This window comes from Metabacillus litoralis (assembly GCF_020524045.1).
GTDB classification, from domain to species: domain Bacteria; phylum Bacillota; class Bacilli; order Bacillales; family Bacillaceae; genus Metabacillus; species Metabacillus litoralis_C.
The window spans coordinates 85,404-101,934 of record NZ_JAIVKL010000007.1 but is presented as its reverse complement, the minus strand read 5'-3'; the positions used below and the strand labels follow the sequence as shown (position 1 = coordinate 101,934).

Genomic DNA, 16,531 nt, shown 5'->3' with positions numbered 1-16,531 from the left:
AACACAATATAAATATCCCCCGTTTTATATAAGTAAAAGCTCACTGTTTGTAACAGAGGGCTTTTATTTTTTGCTTTCATATAAAATTATTCCATAAAACTAGTTCTTTTTGCTCATTAATTTGGTATACTTTACATATCAGTAAAATAGTAATGAATTTTATAGGTAAAAGGAAGTGATCCGAATGGAAAAAAACCTTGATTATTTATATGATAGGAAGGTTGATTGTTATATTTGTAAAACATCCTATACAACAAAAAAGGTCCTTTCTAGGTACATTCGCGCTCATAAACATGATACTGATTTTTGTTCTTTTTATATATCAACAAAGATCAATCCACTTTTATATTATGTCCAAGTCTGTCCTACATGTGGGTTTTCTTCTTCAGAAGAATTTAATAATTACTTCCCTCCTGGGACTATAGATTCAATCAAAGAAAAAATTTCCGATAATTGGAAGGCGACATTTTATTGTGAAGAACGTTCTTTAGAAACTGCAATTAATTCATACAAACTTGCAATCTACTGTGCCACAATTAAAAAGGAAAAACATATTGCTCTTGCAGGACTTTACTTACGATTATCATGGTTATATCGTACAGAAGAAATTAATTTTGAAGAAGAACATCGCTTCTTACGTCTTGCATTAGATGAATACATTAAATCTTATATGAACAATGATTATTCAGAAACTCATTTATCAGAAGTTAAATTATTATATCTAATTGGAGAGCTTAGCCGTCGCATTGACAACCAAGCACAGGCAACAAGGTATTTCTCAAGAGTTATTGAGAAACAAAGAGATACGATCGAAAAAGGAATTGTACAAATGGCCAAGGATCGTTGGTCTGAAATGCGCGAACAAAAATTAGGCTAATAAATATAATAAAAAGCTGATACTGCAATGGTGAATATTTCTCATTGCAATGTCAGCTTTTTATATTGTTCGAAGACTCACCATCTATATAAATGCCAGTTCATTCATTAATAAAGGCTGTTTTCGTAAACTTTGTTGCTTTAACAACTCCAAGTAAACAGCACTAAATAAAGCATAGTGGCATCTTTTCTTCATAAGATAGTACCTATTTTGCTATAACAACAATGACTCCATGCATAATTAGGTCAATTAGGAATAATCTTTCAGAAAAAGAGCCTTAATAAAAATCTCTATTAAAAAACCATTACTTAAAACATAGGATTTTCTTCTAAATACGTATAGATATTCTCGACTAACCCATCAGGATTGTCCCCTGTAACAATTTCACCATTAACTAGAGCATATAATGAATTGTAGCATTTCCCACAATATCCTAAGCAGCCATATTCAATAATATCTAAATTTGGGTCTTTCTCAAGTTTTTCTAAAGCTTCTTGAGCTCCGTTCGCCAAATTACTAATACAAAATTCAATTATCGGCTTCATTCTTCACACCTCTCTATATGTTTTCTATCGTAATAGGTAACTCCAATTACGTCAAACTTTATTATCACTACATATATAACATTTTCTTATCAAATAATAATACTATTGAATAAATTATTGCCACTAATTAATGTGTTGTACTTATTTAATGTATGTTAAATTTTATTATAAAAGAAAACGTTTTTTCAAAGAATGTGTTGTGATTTTATAGGAAATTCGATATACTTTTTATGGCATTTTGTATAAGAGAGAGTCATGAAAAATTCGATAGACTTTGTTCAATCACTTTCTCTTTTTCCTATTTTAACTATTTACAAATGACTAACATATATCTAATTATATAGGATACATGTCCACATTTTTTCGTTATAATAAAATTATTATATAACTAAAATCATACTTTTTAAAAACGTGGGGAAAAAGGGGTATTAACTATGAAAAACCTAGTGATCCTTGGTGGTGGGTACGGTGGAATGCGTGTTCTTTTAAGACTTTTACCAAACCAATTACCAGATGATGTTCAAATAACACTTATTGATAGAAATCCTTATCATTGTCTAAAAACTGAATACTATGCATTAGCTGCAGGAACCATTTCTGATCATCATATTCGAGTGTCTTTTCCAGAGCATCCTCGTCTTCATTCGAAATTCGGAAATGTTACATCTGTTGATCTTGATAAGAAAGAAGTGTTATTAGAGGGCGGAGATTCTGTTGCTTATGACGACTTAATTATCGGTTTAGGTTGCGAAGATAAATATCATAATGTTCCTGGTGCAGAGGAATTCACTTACAGCATTCAAACAATTGACCAATCTCGTAGCACATATCAAAAGTTAAATAACTTATCAGCAGATGCTACAGTAGCAATTGTAGGTGCTGGTTTAAGTGGTGTTGAACTTGCAAGTGAGCTAAGAGAGAGTCGTAAAGATTTAAATATTAAATTATTTGATCGCAGCAAGCATATCCTCTCAAGTTTCCCTGAACGACTAAGCAGCTATGTTGAAAAATGGTTCACAGAACATGGTGTTGAGATTATCAGTGGAGCAAACATTACAAAAGTGGAACCGAATGTCGTCTATAATCATGATCATCCGTTTGATTGTGATGTTGTTGTGTGGACAGCAGGAATTCAGCCTAATCAGGTTGTCCGTGATCTTCCAGTCGAAAAGGATAATCAAGGCCGAGTCATCTTAACAACACAACACTTTATTCCTAATTACGAAGATACATTTGTCCTAGGTGATTGCGCTAGTCTTCCTCACGCACCAAGTGCTCAATTAGCAGAAGCACAAGCAGAACAAATTGTTCAAGTATTAATAAAAAAATGGAGTGGTCAACCACTACCAGAATCATTTCCACCATTTAAACTAAAAGGGGTACTTGGATCTTTAGGTAAAAAACAAGGATTTGGGCTTGTTAACGATAGACCTTTAATGGGTCGTGTCCCTAGATTACTCAAATCGGGTGTACTATGGATGTACAAGTATCATAACGGATAATCCACACAAGAGGATGACTATGAGTAGATTGGCCATTTTTTACTGATGGTCATATCTCCTTAATAGCATCCTCTCTTTGATTAGATTTTGTTGATTTGTTAACCAACTTATCTTAATTATTAAGAAGGGGTACTCACATATCCATGCTGTTCCATTTCTTGATAGATTTTTTTTAACCTAGGATTTCCCTCTCCAACGACACGACCATTTATGACAACTAGAGGATAAAAGTATTCATCATCAAGAATTTTTTCAACAAAGTCCAATTTTTCCGGATCATTTGGAGGCTCATGTATATCAACATAGGTAATGGTGAATAGTTGATCTTCATACTTCCTTTTAAGCGCTGCTTCTAACCATTCATACGTTTCCTTAGCAGAAGGTAAATTCACACAACTTGGACAAAGAATCTCTGCTCCATATACACAAATTTCTACAGATTTCACAATAATCACCTACACTTCTTTTTCTCCATTGTATGCTATTACTGAATTTGTTTCCATCCTCTAGTTACAAATACCATTTTTCTCAAGTGATATATGTGTTAAAATAGTCTTAGTAAGAATTTATTGCGTATTTATTCAAATTTAGTCATAGTTGATCCAAAAGTAAAAAAGTGGCAAGGAGTTTTAATCTTTCGATTAGATTTTTTGCGTCATTTCAAATATAATATGATTAAGGAAAGGAGTTTGATTTGAATGGAAGCTACTATTAATGATCAGGTTCAAGAAGTATTAGATAAACTACGTCCCTTCTTACTTCGCGATGGAGGAGATTGTGAATTAGTTGATGTAGAAGATGGAATTGTAAAGCTACGCCTTTTAGGTGCTTGTGGAAGCTGCCCAAGTTCGACAATCACATTAAAAGCTGGTATAGAGCGTGCACTATTAGAAGAAGTACCAGGAATTATTGAAGTAGAACAAGTATTTTAATATTAAAAAGGACTGACAATTGTCAGTCCTTTTTGTTTGGTTAAATTAGAACTAGAGCTTTATGTTATCTACTTTTCACTTCTTGGTTTAGTTCCACTCGGCAACCTTCTAAATCAATGATTAGATGTTCAACATCACAATTTGAGAAATCAGCTGCTAATTTTTCAGCTAAAGTGTGACCTTTACCTTTTTCAATAAAACAAATCACAGTTGGTCCAGCTCCACTTAATGCTGAACCATAAGCACCTAATTCATTCATTTTCTCTTGAACTAACTTGATTTCAGGTATAAGTGTTGATCGATAAGGTTGATGAAATAGATCTTTATTCATCATTTTACCAACCAATGACCAATTATTTGTCATAAGACCTGCAACCAACATATTACTTATGGCACTAGCTTCAACAGCTGTTTTGTAATCCAAGCTTTGAGGTAAAACATTTCTAGCATCACTAGTAAACACCTCATATTTTGGCACAACAACTACTGCATCAACCTCTATATTCTTCACACATATTATTTCTGTTTGATCTTCTTCATGAAGACCAATAACTAATCCACCATAAAGTGACGCTCCAACATTATCTGGATGTCCTTCTTCAAGGCTTGCGATTCTTAGTTTATCTTCATGCGTTAATTGAAGCTGACAAAGCTGATTAGCTAATTCAATTCCTGCAATGATAGCTGCTGCACTACTTCCAATCCCTCTTGCCATTGGTATATCACTCCAAACCTTTACCTCACAAGGTGGTAAAGGCTTGTTATACATGGATGCTACTTTCAAAGCAACTTTAGCAATGAGGTTATCTCCATTAGTTGGGATATCCTTAACATCTTCTGTCATTGGAATGAAATGGAGTTGTGCAGCAACCTTTACTTCAAGAGTTAAATATTTACCAAGTGCTAGGCCAATGGAATCAAAACCTGGTCCGAGATTAGCCGTACTACCTGGAACTGTAATCTTTAACATGTCTCCTTCTTTCATTGAACTGCGACTCCAGTCAATTGTTGCAAGAAAACTTCTTCATCATTAGGTAAAACAACCGGCTTGATTTCAGAAACGTCAATTGCTGTGTTAGGATCTTTTAGGCCGTTACCAGTTAATACAGCTACAACTTTGCTTCCTTCTTTAATCAAACCTAATTTACGATGTTTAATTAAACCAGCAATTGAAGCACATGAACCTGGTTCTGCGAATACTCCTTCTTCACGAGCAATTAACTGATAAGCTTCTAAGATTTCTTCGTCTGTTACTGAATCAATTTTACCGTTTGACTCTTCTTTTGCCTTAACTGCTGTTTCCCAGCTAGCTGGGTTACCAATTCGAATTGCTGTCGCAATTGTTTCAGGATTTTCAATCGGTTCACCGCGAACAATTGCTGCTGCTCCTTCTGCTTGGAAACCATGGATGATCGGAAGACCTGTTTGTTTCTTTTCATTATATTCTTTGAATCCTTTCCAGTATGCAGTGATGTTCCCCGCATTCCCTACTGGTATAGCAAGGTAATCTGGTGCACTTCCAAGCTGTTCACACACTTCAAACGCTGCTGTTTTTTGCCCTTCAATTCGATAAGGATTCACAGAGTTTACAAGAGTAATCGGTAGTTTTTCACTAATATTTCGAACCATAGTTAAAGCATGGTCAAAATTTCCTTGGATCGCATAAATTTCTGCACCATACATAACTGCTTGCGCTAATTTACCAAAAGCAATTTTGCCATCTGGAATTAAAACGATACACTTCATATTTGCTCTTGCTGCATAAGCTGCTGCTGCTGCAGAAGTATTTCCAGTTGAGGCACAGATCACTGTATCACTACCAGCTTCTTTTGCTTTAGCAACCGCCATAACCATGCCACGATCTTTAAAAGACCCTGTAGGATTCGTCCCTTCTGTTTTTACATACAATTCTATTCCTAGCTTTTCAGAAAGCTTAGGTAAATGAATAAGAGGTGTATTTCCCTCTTGTAGTGTTAATTTTGGCGTATTTTCTGTTACAGGTAAAAATTCTTCGAACTCTTGAATAAGACCCTTCCACATCATATTGATCCGTTCCCTTCTACTCGATACGTACTTTTCACTTCTTCTACAACCTGTAAATCATTTAAACGTTGTAAGATTTCTTCAAAATCACTATGTGAAGCTTTATGTGTCACAATAACGATTTCAGCTAGATTACTATTTTTTATTGGTAACTGAAGAATCTTTTCAAAACTTACTCCTCGTTCAGAGAAAAGTGAAGTAATATTTGAAAATGCTCCAACTTGATCCTTCGCAGTTATGCGCAAGAAATGCTGAGCATAAATATGTTCAGGACTCTTTAATTCTTTTGCAAATTGAGGTGCAACTGCACTTCTACCGTTAACACCTAATCTCATATTTTTCATAACTCCAACTAAATCAGACACAACGGCTGTCGCAGTAGGAAGGCTTCCAGCTCCCGGTCCGTAAAACATCGTTTCACCAACAGCTTCTCCATACACATAAACTGCATTAAACTCATCATTTACAGCAGCTAATGGATGAGTTTCAGGAAGAAGTGTTGGCTCAACAGCTACTTCTATTTTTCCATTCTCTCGTTGAGCAATGCCAATTAGTTTCATCGTATATCCAAGACGCTTACTATAACTAATATCATCATCTGTTACACTAGAAATCCCCTTCACACTAACATCCTCTAAGTCAACATGCATTGAAAAACCAAGTCTTGCAAGAATGGCCATTTTTCTTGCTGCATCCAGTCCTTCTACATCAGATGTTGGATCAGATTCTGCATATCCAAGGTCTTGTGCTTCCTTTAATACTTCATCATAAGCACTTCCAAGCTTAGACATCTTTGTTAATATAAAATTCGTTGTTCCGTTCACAATACCCATCATTTTAGTAATTCGATCAGATGCTAGACCATCTACTAAACTACGTAAAATCGGGATTCCTCCTGCTACACTTGCTTCATAAAATAAATCACAACCATTTTCTGTCGCAATGGAAAGTAGTTCTGTTCCGTACACTGCCATTAAATCTTTGTTTGCTGTTACAACATGTTTTTTCGCTTTAAGAGCACTAATTAAGTGATCTCGAGTTTCCTCAACCCCACCCATTACTTCTATTACAACATCTATATCAGGATTGTTAATAACATCCTCAACGTTCGTTGTTAACATTTCTTTACTAATATGAACTTGACGATCTTTTTCGATGTTTTTAACAAGCACCTTTTTTACCTTTACAGGACAACCAACTTGGTGCATTAATTTATCTTGGTGATCTTCGATAATTTTAACAACACCACTTCCAACCGTTCCAAGTCCTAAAAGTCCTACATGAATTGCTTTCACACTTCCCACTCCTTATTGTTCATCTATAAAGTACAACTGTACTCTCTTAAAAGACACGAATGATATACTTGTCATTATAAAATGCTTATAACTGTTTTACAAGGGTGAATTTTCAGTTTTTTATAAGAAAACGATTACACCATTGATACATAAAGGTTTATTTTTAAAAAATCTTTTTTAGCTTGCTAATCAAAAAAAGTAATTATCTTTACAATGTATTAAGTATTCTTCTTTTTCTTAGGCTTTGTTAACTTTGTTGTTGATTTCCGTTACAGGCATTCGCTTCCCTAGGAAAGAAGTACCTTTTTTTCCTAGGGAGCCTCTTCGTAAGCTGAGAGCCTGTGAGGTCTCTCTTTGACACGCTTCTCTTAGCGGAAGTCTCATGCCTTTCACTCCAATCAACAGAGTGCTAAATATCAATGGTAAGTTTTAACATAGCCTTTTCTCAAGCATTCTTGAAGCTTTATCATCCCTTGTTACAATAGGTTATTTCAATTCAACTTTAGTTAAAGGTTTATTACCTGTTAAAACAGCAGTAATATTAGAAGCACATAAATGCATCATTGAAAATCTTGTTTCCATACTAGCACTTCCTATATGTGGCAAAGCTACAACATTATGAAGACCAACAAGAGGATGGTCAGCTTGAATTGGTTCTTGCGTAAACACGTCTAATCCTGCTCCAGCAATCTCTTTATTAATCAATGCCTGATATAAATCATCTTCATTCACAACTGCGCCACGACTCGCATTAATAAAAATGGCTGTTTTCTTCATTATTTTAAATGATTTCATATTAAATAACTGCTTTGTCTCATTTGTTAAAGGTGTTAAGCATACGACAAAATCAGATTCTTTAAGTAATTGATCTAACGAGCAATAGGAAGCACCGACCATTTCCTCTGCTTCATGATTTCTTGTACGATTATGATAGAGGATATTCATTTCAAATCCTATTGCACGCTTTGCAACTGCTTGTCCTATCTTACCCATGCCTACTATTCCAATTGTTTTATGATGGACATCATGACCTGCAAGAAGTAAAGGTCCCCAGCTTTTCCACTGATTATTTTTCACATAATCTGCAGCTTCCATTAATCTTCTCGCAACTGATAGGACTAGTCCAAACGTTAAGTCCGCTGTTGTATCAGTTAAAATATCTGGTGTATTACATACGACAATTTCTTTTTCATTTGCATATTTAATGTCAATATTGTCAAAACCAACGGCTAAATTTGCTACAACCTTTAAGTTTGTCGCTAAATCTAATATTTCCTGATCAATCGAGTCAGAAAGCATCGTTAAAAGAGCATCTGCTTTTTTAGCTTTTTCTATTAGTAATTCTCTAGGACAGGGGACCTCTTCTTCTGGCCACATGTCAACATCTGCGATATCATACAACGGCTTAAGTTGATATTCTGAACATTTTCGTGTTACAAAAATATAAGGCTTTTTCATCTCAAACACCCCTTAATAAAATACACTTTTCTGAAAGATTTTTGTTAATTGATGTTTTTATCTGTTGAAACCCATTTATTATCGGATAAAAGGTGCAATCTGTAGAAGAAAGATGCTACTAGATTTTATATAGACTTATATCCATCAGGATTCTAAAAACAACAAAGGTAACGAAAAAAGCTTAATATTAATACAAAACTTATCATCTATTTTATCATAAGCTTTGTAAACAAGTTATCCCTTTGAAAAGCGCAAAGTCTCTTGAGATAGAAACCAAAAACATAAAGTAAGCAAATGAGGCTGTGACAAAAGTATTTTAACAAAATAGAAACCGAACAATGGTTGTAAATGTAGGTACGCCGCTCCTGAAATATACTTCGCTAAGCTATTAATTTGATCGGAATTTTTGTTAATTACTTAAGTTATGTCCAGCCTCTCTTACTCACTGAATTAATTCTTTGAAACTGCTAACCAGTCCACACTAGGTAGTTGTATTCTCCTTGTTTTCATTGATAGCATACTTGAGTAGCTGCGTAAAAAAGATTCGTAATGTTCAGATTGACGAAGGATTTCCTCCATCCTGTCCTCTAATATCGGTTTCATCGTTTCACCTGCTAAATAATAACTTTCCACACATTCAAAGTAATGAATAGGAAAAAGTAATCTACTGTATATAAGCCTCCACGAAAACGGTGATAGTGGAGAGGTGCGGTCGTAATCATCTAAAAATTTATACCCACTTAATTTAAACTCTTCTTGCTTTTCAAAATAAAGATACCTCATATATTCTGCAATATCTCTACTACTATGATCAAAAACCCAATCAATTGGTGATTTTATACACATAACATCATTCCATGTGATCGAATGAAAACGATGATGACAAATCGTTGCCGAATCGATTGGCTGAGGCTCCTCATCTAGCTCTGTATCAACTAAATATTGAATCGCATTTTCTGCTAACCCTAAGTAATAAGGAAAAGATTCTACAAACATTTTTTCAAATGAATTTAAAGGCTGAGTCTGAATTTTACTTCTCCAAAAATTCTCTAATTGATCTAACCTTTTTTCCCAAAGTAATTTCCATTGTCCTATTCGTTGTGTTTTAGAAACTCGATAAGGATATGTTCTTCCTTTTAAATGAAATCGGGCTAAATCACGACCTAGTTGAGTTAATCTTGTTTGATTATAAGGTGAACATTTTAAAATAACATATCTCATCTTCTCTTTTTCAAAATACAAATGATTTTCTTTTGTTAACACTATACTTGCGACATACGGCTCTCTCTTTTCGATCATGAATTGACTTAACTGATATAACTCATATAGCTCATCTTCATCGATATGTGAAGCTGGTACAACTAGAAATTGTGATTGGTGTAATTGAAATGTTTCATATTGACCTTCTTGTATAAGTTCTTTCACCTTTATTCCGTAAACATCATGAATGGTTTTCTTCATCATTTTTCCCCTCCAGAGAAATCGTTCATATTCTATCGTAATCGAATGATCACATATTTATGATGATTTATAGCAGGGAGTTTGACAGTTTTATAGAAGTAGTAAATAGGGTATATGTAGGTAGAGATTTATTTTTGGGATGATTACATATTTGTCTTTTTGTATAAAATTAGTTATAGATCTCGAGTGTTTCAATTTTGCTGAGTTATTAGGGTAACAGTAAGCATTCCCGACAGTAATATACCTCATTTAAGTACCTAATTTGTGATGAATTGAATAGTAAAGGAAAAGTTGTCATACAATGAATAAATACGCAGAAAAGAGAGATAGGTGATGTTACAATGAAAAGTGAAGAGAAAATGGACATTGTCGAAAAAACAGCACGAGACTGGATGGTAAAGCGCGGAGTAAAACTGGAAGATATAGCTGATCTTGTTTATTTCTTACAAGAAAAATATCATCCCGATTTAAAACTTGAAGATTGTCTTGAGAATGTAGATCGTGTTCTTACAAAAAGAGAGGTACAAAATGCTGTTCTAACTGGAATTCAATTCGATATTTTAGCTGAAAAAGGACAACTTGAAGAACCGCTTCAATCTATTATTGCTACAGATGAAAGCTTATACGGTGTAGACGAAATTCTTGCTTTTTCAATCGTAAATATATACGGTTCCATCGGCTTCACAAATTACGGGTATATTGACAAATTAAAACCAGGTATTCTCCAATATCTTAATGATAAATCTGGTGGAAAATGTCATACATTTCTAGATGATATTGTTGGTGCTATCGCTGCTGCTGCTTCTAGTAGGCTTGCACATAGAGCCAGAGATGTTGAATAAATATTTAAAACAAGAAAGGGCCGGACGCTTAGTTATCCTTTAGGAAAAGTGTTTTATTCTTCTCCTAGCCCATGGTTTCGGGTATTCGATACTAAAACTAAGTACAAACTCTTATGCTTTTAACCTTTTTAAAAATTCTAAAGAGGCTGGGACATAAGTATTTAAGTTAATGATAAACCCGAATTATTAGGTGATATGTCAAATAAACATTCGCCTAATAGTTCGGGTTTTTATTTGCCTTCTTCAGTAGTTTTTTTGATTTTGCAAACTATTTATATGAACTAGTGGAATGGAGCGGAAGACACTAGGGCACCTACGGGAATTGAGGAAAGGCTGAGACCCAGCAGGCCTGCCGAGGAGGCTCAGCTTCCTCCCCGGAGAATGGAGTGTCTGCAGCGCAATGGAACGAACTAGTTTCTTTCAGCTTATCTGAATTTAGATTTATTCGTCTTATTGTATGACTTCTTTAATTATGTCCCAACCTCTTTCACTTTATCATTTAATAAGAAATTCAGTAAGATATTCTGATAAAGAATCAACCGTGTAAGTTGGCTTCTCTGGAAGATGTAAAAGATGTTCTCTCGTAGTTACACCCGTATGTACAAGTAAAGTATCTAACCCACAATTCATACCCGCCATAATATCAGTTGCGTAATTGTCGCCTACCATTAAAGTGTCCTTACGATCAATCCCTAGTTCTTGTAAAGCTTGTTCGACTATAATACGTTCAGGCTTACCTATGAAAATAGGTGAAGTATTTGTTGATACTGAAATAACAGATGTTAAGGCACCATTTCCAGGTAATAATCCTTTTTCTGTTGGAATGGCAATATCTCCATTAGTTGAAATGAATGTTGCTCCGTTTCTAACTGCAACACATGCTTTCGAAAGCTTTTCATAGTTAATTTCACGATCTATTCCTACAACAACATATTCAGGATTTTCTTCCACTAATTGATGTCCATTGTTCATCAGTGCTTGTTTTAATCCTTCTTCTCCTATTGCATATACTGCTGCATTCTGCTTTTTTTCACTTATGTAATTTGCTGTTGCCTGACTAGTTGTAAAAACACTTTCCTTTGTCGCTTGAATTTGAAATTTATTCAATTTATCTGCTACCTGCTGAGGTGTTTGTGAGGAATTGTTTGTTACAAAAAGATACGGTAAATTATTTTCTACGAGATAAGCAACAAAATCACTAGCTGCATCAATCTGCTCAGTGCCTCTATACATTGTGCCATCCAAATCAATTAAATAACCCTTATATGTTTTCATACTTGCCACTCCTTTTTGCTTAAAATCTGATATGTAAAAACTGGATTCATAAAGTAAATGAACTTAGCTTTGCACCTCATCATTTGTTTCAAACAGCAGAACTCTTGGTAGAATATTTTAAAGAATTATTGCTGACTTTCACTTTAGGTTACACAAATTTGACGTGTTACTTACCATGTAAATCGCTTTGTTCAGGGCTTTGGGGACAAATTCTACATCTTTCTTACCTATTAAAATCCAAAAAGGATGACTTTATCAGTGCCATCCCGAATGAATTATTGATTTATTGGTTTGAATGCTGAAACAGGTCCTAGTTCATTTTCGATGTATGTACGAATTTTTTTAGGAAACTCAATTAAGTAACCTTCTTGTTCTGAGTATACTTTGAGAAGATCATCGTAATTTATTTGAAGATAATCCTGAACTAGTACTTTTCTAAGTGATATTAATTTTTTTAGACCTACTGCTTCAGTATCATCTACTACTTTTTCATCCAATAAGATGTCAATGATATCTTCATAGCTGCCTGGATCTCTCATAATAAATCCATCAATCATCGAATTTCCAACATCTATTATCGTTTCAATTGTCATATGACAAATTCTTTCTAACGCAGCTTTTTCCATTAAGCTTTTCCACGAAGGTTGACTTTTAAATAGTTTTAACTGATTTTCTAAGTAAATTAATTTTGCATTAATATGTTCTCGATCAACAAAATACAAATTCAATCACCATCCTATATTATAAAGCTACTCGTCCCTTTTCTAATGTTCCAGGCTTTGCATAAAAATATCCCTGTGCTAAATCAACTTGATTCCTCATAAGCACATCAGCTTCTTCTTTCTTTTCAATTCCTTCAGCAACCACAAGTGAACCTGTTTCTTTAGCAATTAAAATAAGTCCTTTTAACATTGATTCTTTCACTGTATTCGTATCAATGTCTTGTATAACCGAACGATCAATTTTAATAATATCAGGAAGGATTTCACTAATTGTATGCAGACTAGAATAACCTGCTCCAGTATCATCGACAGCGATTCTAAAGCCCATCTTACGTAATTCCTTTATATTGTCATGAAAAAATGTTAAGCCATCAATAGAATCTCTCTCTGTTACCTCAAAGATCATTTTATTTGGCAAAATATCATCATAACGCTTTAATAGTTTCTCAAGTGCTGGTATAAATCGTTTGTTTCCTAATGTGATAGGTGTAAAGTTTAAAAAGACATCATCACGACAACCTACTCTTCCAATCATTTGAAAAGCTTTTTCTAACACTAATAATTCAAGATCGTAAATTAGGTTTGATTGTCTAGCAAGCGAAAATAGCTGTAAAGGATTTTCAAGTGACGTGTTTTTTGGGCCTCTTGTTAGAAACTCCCACGCTTTAATTTGTTTACTTGCTAAATCAATAATAGGTTGAGCTAGTAATGTAATTTCACGTTTTTGAATAATATCTCTCATCTCTAATAATGTTTCTATATAACGTGATTGTATACGCTTTTCTGCCATAGCAACAGCTTGTTGTTGAGCAGTATAAAGTGCATCCTGTGTGGTTCCATCATTCTTTTCAACAAACATGTATCCAATTTCAAATGTTTGCTTAAAATAAGGATACTTCGTATACATCCATCTTTCTAACTTCGGTGTAAGAATACGAAGCATGTTCTCAATATGTACAACACTTTGTTTATCATCATGAATTCTTAAAAAAACTGTTAATCCCTCATTATAATAATCATGGACAACAAGTAGATCTTCTTTATATGTTGATTCTTCAAAAATCTGTTGAAATCCTAGTTTAATTTCATCTTTATATTCATCTAGTTGTTTCGGTTCAAATTGTTGTGAAAATTCACGGATGTTAGAAATAGATATCACAATAACAGCAACCGGTTGGCCACTATTCATTGCATGATAAACTCCTTCAAACACAGGGTCTCTAAGTACAAATTTAGGAGGATAATATCTTAACTTATGTTGGGGGTAAAATAGTTTACTCCACTTTTTAACTCTCCTATAATGCTTTTTCCAAAATCCACTATTCATGAGTACTCAACCCTTCTGGCATTCACCTTTACGTACTCACATTTTATCACATTTTTTATTATTCGACTTATTTCTTGGTAAATTTTATTTTCTTTAAAAAATTTGTCTTAAAATGAACTTGAAGAATAATTACCCCTTAGTAGCAATCACTAACTAAATTCAAAAGAGAATTATTATTATACATTATGATAAAATGAAATAACAAAAATAGAAATTCGTTTAAATTAGGAGAGATATCCATGTCTGAAAGATTTTTTTTATACGATGACACTGTTGAAACAAAAACTAGGTTTGTTAGCTTTATGGGAGAAAATCAGCGCTTTGACTTAGCTATCATTCAAAGTGATCGATATTACGGTAAGCAAATTGTTCTTGATATTCAAGGAAATCGTTTTGCCATTATTGGTGAAGATGATTTAAAAGAGCCTGGCTATTTAGAATATGCATATAAACTAAATGAAGAAGATGCTGAAGAACTTCGTGATTTTTTGTATCAAATTGTTTAACATGTATTTCAATTACACTTCCTGTAAAACCTATTCTTAAGGTAGGTGGATGTAATGGATGATAAAGAAAAAGAAACTTATACAGATTTTTCAAATGTAGAAACGATGAGGAATTTTTTAGTACCTGAACAACTCCCAGAGGGTCCTTATGGTTCACCTAGAGGTAAAAATGAGCCAGTTTCTAATAAAAGCACACCTTGGGAAGAAGGTCAGCGTTATTATAGTGCGTTTAATTACGAAAATAAATCTCTTCATCAAAATTTAGAAAGACACGATGCACCTGCGCATCCGACACATGATGATCCTAATAAAAATGAAGAACCACCATATACTTCTAAATAGAAGTTTATGGTGGTTAACTTTGATTCTTTGTCTAAACACGAGGCTTTTTCGTGTTTAGACACCTTATTTACGCTTACAAAAATAATCAGTAACTTCCAATCTAAATTTATCTACGATTTTTGGAATTTATCATCGATTTTGGACATTTATCAACGATTTCTCAAATTTATCATCGATTTTCCAGATTTATCTTCGATTCTACAAAATTCGACAAAATTCACGTCTTTTAATCGTTTTCAAAGAAATATTTCACCTTTATTTTTTAATCTTCTTCAATACAAAATAAGCACAACCAAAATTACAGTATTCATAAATATATTCGTCTAACGTGCTAATTTTCGTATCATAAGTTGCTTTTTGATTTTGATCATCAAAAAAACCTCTAAGCCTTAATTGACTATATCCCCAATCGCCAACAATAAAATCATACTTATTTAAGATATCACTATACCTTTCTTTAAAAGCATCTTCATTAAATCCGTCTTTTTCTTCCTTTATTAATTCAAAACTTTGGTTTTGAACAACTATCATGGTTCTGTTCACCTCGTCCATATTCCTTATTCTATTACCTTTATCATAATCTAATCATTCACAACCATCAATTACTAAGAAAATTTATCTTATCTTTGGTAATGATAAAGTTGAGGAGGTGCTAATATTGATAAAAACAAAATTAGCAGTAGGTGTGATTGGGTTATCATTGTTAACTGCTTGTCAATATGGTGCTGAAGAGGATAATTCTCTTTTCCATCCAAGTGGTAATACTCTAAATGTACATGATCGCCCTGAACTTTACAATGAAGAAGGTATGCCAAATGCAAACGATAATGATGCTAATTTCGGATATGTACGTCATCAAAAGAGCGGCGTTCCTCAAAATGTCAACTATACTAAAACACCTGGTTTAGATCGTGAACAAGTTGCAAATACAATTAGTAGCTTAGCTGTTCAACTTCCAAATGTAGAAGATGTGGCAACATTAGTTACAGACGAGGAAGTATTAGTTGCTTATAATACAGACTCAGAAAATCGATTTGAAACAGCTGACCAAGTTAAAAAGACTGCCTTATCGGCTATTCCAAGATATTATCACGTTTACGTTTCAGATAATCCTAATATGATTCAACAAATTGAGGCATATAGCCCACTTGATTCAACAAGTCGTGATGTTGATGAGATTTTAACTAAGACAATCAATAAAATGCTTGAATCTCCACAAGGTCGAGCACTAAATACAGGAGAAAATGCAAACGGTGAGGGCTATGGAGAAATGAACGAGGATATCGACGATGATATGAAAGATCAATATGAAAAATCACGCTACAAAAAAGAACAAATGCAATAAAAACAAAAGAGTAAAAAACAAAAAGGAAGATATCCTCTTCCTTTTTGTTAACTTTCTAT

The 16,531-nt window shown here is 33.8% G+C and carries 18 protein-coding genes; 7 read left to right on the top strand and 11 right to left on the bottom strand.

Going from position 1 to position 16,531, the window contains the following annotated elements; all coding sequences use genetic code 11:
• The first annotated feature begins 184 nt into the window (after nucleotides 1-184).
• Nucleotides 185-877, top strand: a complete 693-nt coding sequence (locus LC076_RS12540) for a DUF2225 domain-containing protein (RefSeq protein ID WP_226669438.1) — start codon at nucleotides 185-187, stop codon at nucleotides 875-877.
• Between the two features lie 308 nt (nucleotides 878-1,185).
• Here LC076_RS12540 and LC076_RS12535 read toward each other — a convergent pair whose 3' ends face one another.
• Complete coding sequence (locus LC076_RS12535; protein ID WP_226669437.1) at nucleotides 1,186-1,422, bottom strand: YuzB family protein; 237 nt, start codon at nucleotides 1,420-1,422, stop codon at nucleotides 1,186-1,188.
• Between the two features lie 434 nt (nucleotides 1,423-1,856).
• On the opposite strand from LC076_RS12535, the gene LC076_RS12530 reads away from it, so the two are divergent.
• Nucleotides 1,857-2,924: an NAD(P)/FAD-dependent oxidoreductase gene (locus tag LC076_RS12530; RefSeq protein WP_226669436.1), complete on the top strand. Its 1,068-nt coding sequence runs from the start codon at nucleotides 1,857-1,859 to the stop codon at nucleotides 2,922-2,924.
• 119 nt (nucleotides 2,925-3,043) lie between these two features.
• Here the strand turns inward: LC076_RS12530 and LC076_RS12525 are convergent, their stop codons facing one another.
• Complete coding sequence (locus LC076_RS12525; protein ID WP_226669588.1) at nucleotides 3,044-3,373, bottom strand: YuzD family protein; 330 nt, start codon at nucleotides 3,371-3,373, stop codon at nucleotides 3,044-3,046.
• 249 nt (nucleotides 3,374-3,622) lie between these two features.
• Between LC076_RS12525 and LC076_RS12520 the strand changes: the two genes are divergently transcribed.
• A complete protein-coding gene (locus tag LC076_RS12520; protein ID WP_146948066.1) occupies nucleotides 3,623-3,856 on the top strand; it encodes a NifU family protein in 234 nt (77 codons plus the stop codon).
• Nucleotides 3,857-3,920: 64 nt separating this feature from the next.
• On the opposite strand, the gene thrB is transcribed toward LC076_RS12520, so the two are convergent.
• From thrB to yutH, 5 genes are all read right to left on the bottom strand, one after another.
• Nucleotides 3,921-4,841, bottom strand: coding sequence for a homoserine kinase (gene thrB, locus LC076_RS12515; protein ID WP_226669435.1), 921 nt, complete (start codon nucleotides 4,839-4,841; stop codon nucleotides 3,921-3,923).
• Complete coding sequence (gene thrC, locus LC076_RS12510; protein WP_226669587.1) at nucleotides 4,838-5,896, bottom strand: threonine synthase; 1,059 nt, start codon at nucleotides 5,894-5,896, stop codon at nucleotides 4,838-4,840. Before thrC ends, thrB begins: the two co-directional genes overlap by 4 nt.
• Nucleotides 5,896-7,194: a homoserine dehydrogenase gene (locus LC076_RS12505; protein WP_226669434.1), complete on the bottom strand. Its 1,299-nt coding sequence runs from the start codon at nucleotides 7,192-7,194 to the stop codon at nucleotides 5,896-5,898. Before LC076_RS12505 ends, thrC begins: the two co-directional genes overlap by 1 nt.
• Nucleotides 7,195-7,680: 486 nt before the next feature.
• Nucleotides 7,681-8,652: a 2-hydroxyacid dehydrogenase gene (locus LC076_RS12500; RefSeq protein WP_226669433.1), complete on the bottom strand. Its 972-nt coding sequence runs from the start codon at nucleotides 8,650-8,652 to the stop codon at nucleotides 7,681-7,683.
• A gap of 450 nt (nucleotides 8,653-9,102) precedes the next feature.
• A complete protein-coding gene (gene yutH / locus LC076_RS12495; protein WP_226669432.1) occupies nucleotides 9,103-10,113 on the bottom strand; it encodes a spore coat putative kinase YutH in 1,011 nt (336 codons plus the stop codon).
• Nucleotides 10,114-10,454: 341 nt separating this feature from the next.
• Between yutH and LC076_RS12490 the strand changes: the two genes are divergently transcribed.
• Nucleotides 10,455-10,955, top strand: a complete 501-nt coding sequence (locus tag LC076_RS12490; protein WP_226669431.1) for a phosphatidylglycerophosphatase A — start codon at nucleotides 10,455-10,457, stop codon at nucleotides 10,953-10,955.
• A gap of 495 nt (nucleotides 10,956-11,450) precedes the next feature.
• Here the strand turns inward: LC076_RS12490 and LC076_RS12485 are convergent, their stop codons facing one another.
• The 3 genes from LC076_RS12485 to LC076_RS12475 all read right to left on the bottom strand — a co-directional run bounded on the left by LC076_RS12485 (nucleotide 11,451) and on the right by LC076_RS12475 (nucleotide 14,141).
• Nucleotides 11,451-12,230, bottom strand: a complete 780-nt coding sequence (locus LC076_RS12485) for a TIGR01457 family HAD-type hydrolase (RefSeq protein ID WP_226669430.1) — start codon at nucleotides 12,228-12,230, stop codon at nucleotides 11,451-11,453.
• A gap of 275 nt (nucleotides 12,231-12,505) precedes the next feature.
• Nucleotides 12,506-12,952: a DUF86 domain-containing protein gene (locus LC076_RS12480; RefSeq protein ID WP_226669586.1), complete on the bottom strand. Its 447-nt coding sequence runs from the start codon at nucleotides 12,950-12,952 to the stop codon at nucleotides 12,506-12,508.
• A gap of 19 nt (nucleotides 12,953-12,971) precedes the next feature.
• Entirely contained in the window at nucleotides 12,972-14,141 is a 1,170-nt protein-coding gene (locus LC076_RS12475) for an EAL domain-containing protein (protein WP_226669429.1), read from the bottom strand.
• A 377-nt stretch (nucleotides 14,142-14,518) separates the two neighbouring features.
• Here LC076_RS12475 and LC076_RS12470 point away from each other — a divergent pair, with 377 nt between their 5' ends.
• Nucleotides 14,519-14,785, top strand: a complete 267-nt coding sequence (locus LC076_RS12470) for a DUF3055 domain-containing protein (protein ID WP_226669428.1) — start codon at nucleotides 14,519-14,521, stop codon at nucleotides 14,783-14,785.
• 54 nt (nucleotides 14,786-14,839) lie between these two features.
• Nucleotides 14,840-15,127, top strand: a complete 288-nt coding sequence (locus tag LC076_RS12465; protein WP_226669427.1) for a cytosolic protein — start codon at nucleotides 14,840-14,842, stop codon at nucleotides 15,125-15,127.
• Between the two features lie 255 nt (nucleotides 15,128-15,382).
• On the opposite strand, the gene LC076_RS12460 is transcribed toward LC076_RS12465, so the two are convergent.
• Nucleotides 15,383-15,658, bottom strand: a complete 276-nt coding sequence (locus LC076_RS12460; protein ID WP_226669426.1) for a YutD family protein — start codon at nucleotides 15,656-15,658, stop codon at nucleotides 15,383-15,385.
• Nucleotides 15,659-15,785: 127 nt separating this feature from the next.
• Between LC076_RS12460 and LC076_RS12455 the strand changes: the two genes are divergently transcribed.
• On the top strand, nucleotides 15,786-16,472 hold the full coding sequence (locus LC076_RS12455; protein ID WP_226669425.1) for a YhcN/YlaJ family sporulation lipoprotein: 687 nt from the start codon (nucleotides 15,786-15,788) through the stop codon (nucleotides 16,470-16,472).
• Nucleotides 16,473-16,531 lie beyond the last annotated feature (59 nt).

Excerpts from the sequence above, each read along its gene's own strand:
- yutH (WP_226669432.1), bottom strand. The coding sequence starts at position 10,113 with ATGAAGAAAACCATTCATGATGTTTACGGAATAAAGGTGAAAGAACTT.
- LC076_RS12470 (WP_226669428.1), top strand. The coding sequence starts at position 14,519 with ATGTCTGAAAGATTTTTTTTATACGATGACACTGTTGAAACAAAAACT.
- LC076_RS12540 (WP_226669438.1), top strand. The coding sequence starts at position 185 with ATGGAAAAAAACCTTGATTATTTATATGATAGGAAGGTTGATTGTTAT.
- LC076_RS12475 (WP_226669429.1), bottom strand. The coding sequence starts at position 14,141 with ATGAATAGTGGCCAACCGGTTGCTGTTATTGTGATATCTATTTCTAAC.
- thrB (WP_226669435.1), bottom strand. The coding sequence starts at position 4,841 with ATGAAAGAAGGAGACATGTTAAAGATTACAGTTCCAGGTAGTACGGCT.
- LC076_RS12500 (WP_226669433.1), bottom strand. The coding sequence starts at position 8,652 with ATGAAAAAGCCTTATATTTTTGTAACACGAAAATGTTCAGAATATCAA.
- LC076_RS12460 (WP_226669426.1), bottom strand. The coding sequence starts at position 15,658 with ATGATAGTTGTTCAAAACCAAAGTTTTGAATTAATAAAGGAAGAAAAA.
- LC076_RS12465 (WP_226669427.1), top strand. The coding sequence starts at position 14,840 with ATGGATGATAAAGAAAAAGAAACTTATACAGATTTTTCAAATGTAGAA.
- LC076_RS12520 (WP_146948066.1), top strand. The coding sequence starts at position 3,623 with ATGGAAGCTACTATTAATGATCAGGTTCAAGAAGTATTAGATAAACTA.
- thrC (WP_226669587.1), bottom strand. The coding sequence starts at position 5,896 with ATGTGGAAGGGTCTTATTCAAGAGTTCGAAGAATTTTTACCTGTAACA.
- LC076_RS12485 (WP_226669430.1), bottom strand. The coding sequence starts at position 12,230 with ATGAAAACATATAAGGGTTATTTAATTGATTTGGATGGCACAATGTAT.
- LC076_RS12490 (WP_226669431.1), top strand. The coding sequence starts at position 10,455 with ATGAAAAGTGAAGAGAAAATGGACATTGTCGAAAAAACAGCACGAGAC.
- LC076_RS12530 (WP_226669436.1), top strand. The coding sequence starts at position 1,857 with ATGAAAAACCTAGTGATCCTTGGTGGTGGGTACGGTGGAATGCGTGTT.
- LC076_RS12535 (WP_226669437.1), bottom strand. The coding sequence starts at position 1,422 with ATGAAGCCGATAATTGAATTTTGTATTAGTAATTTGGCGAACGGAGCT.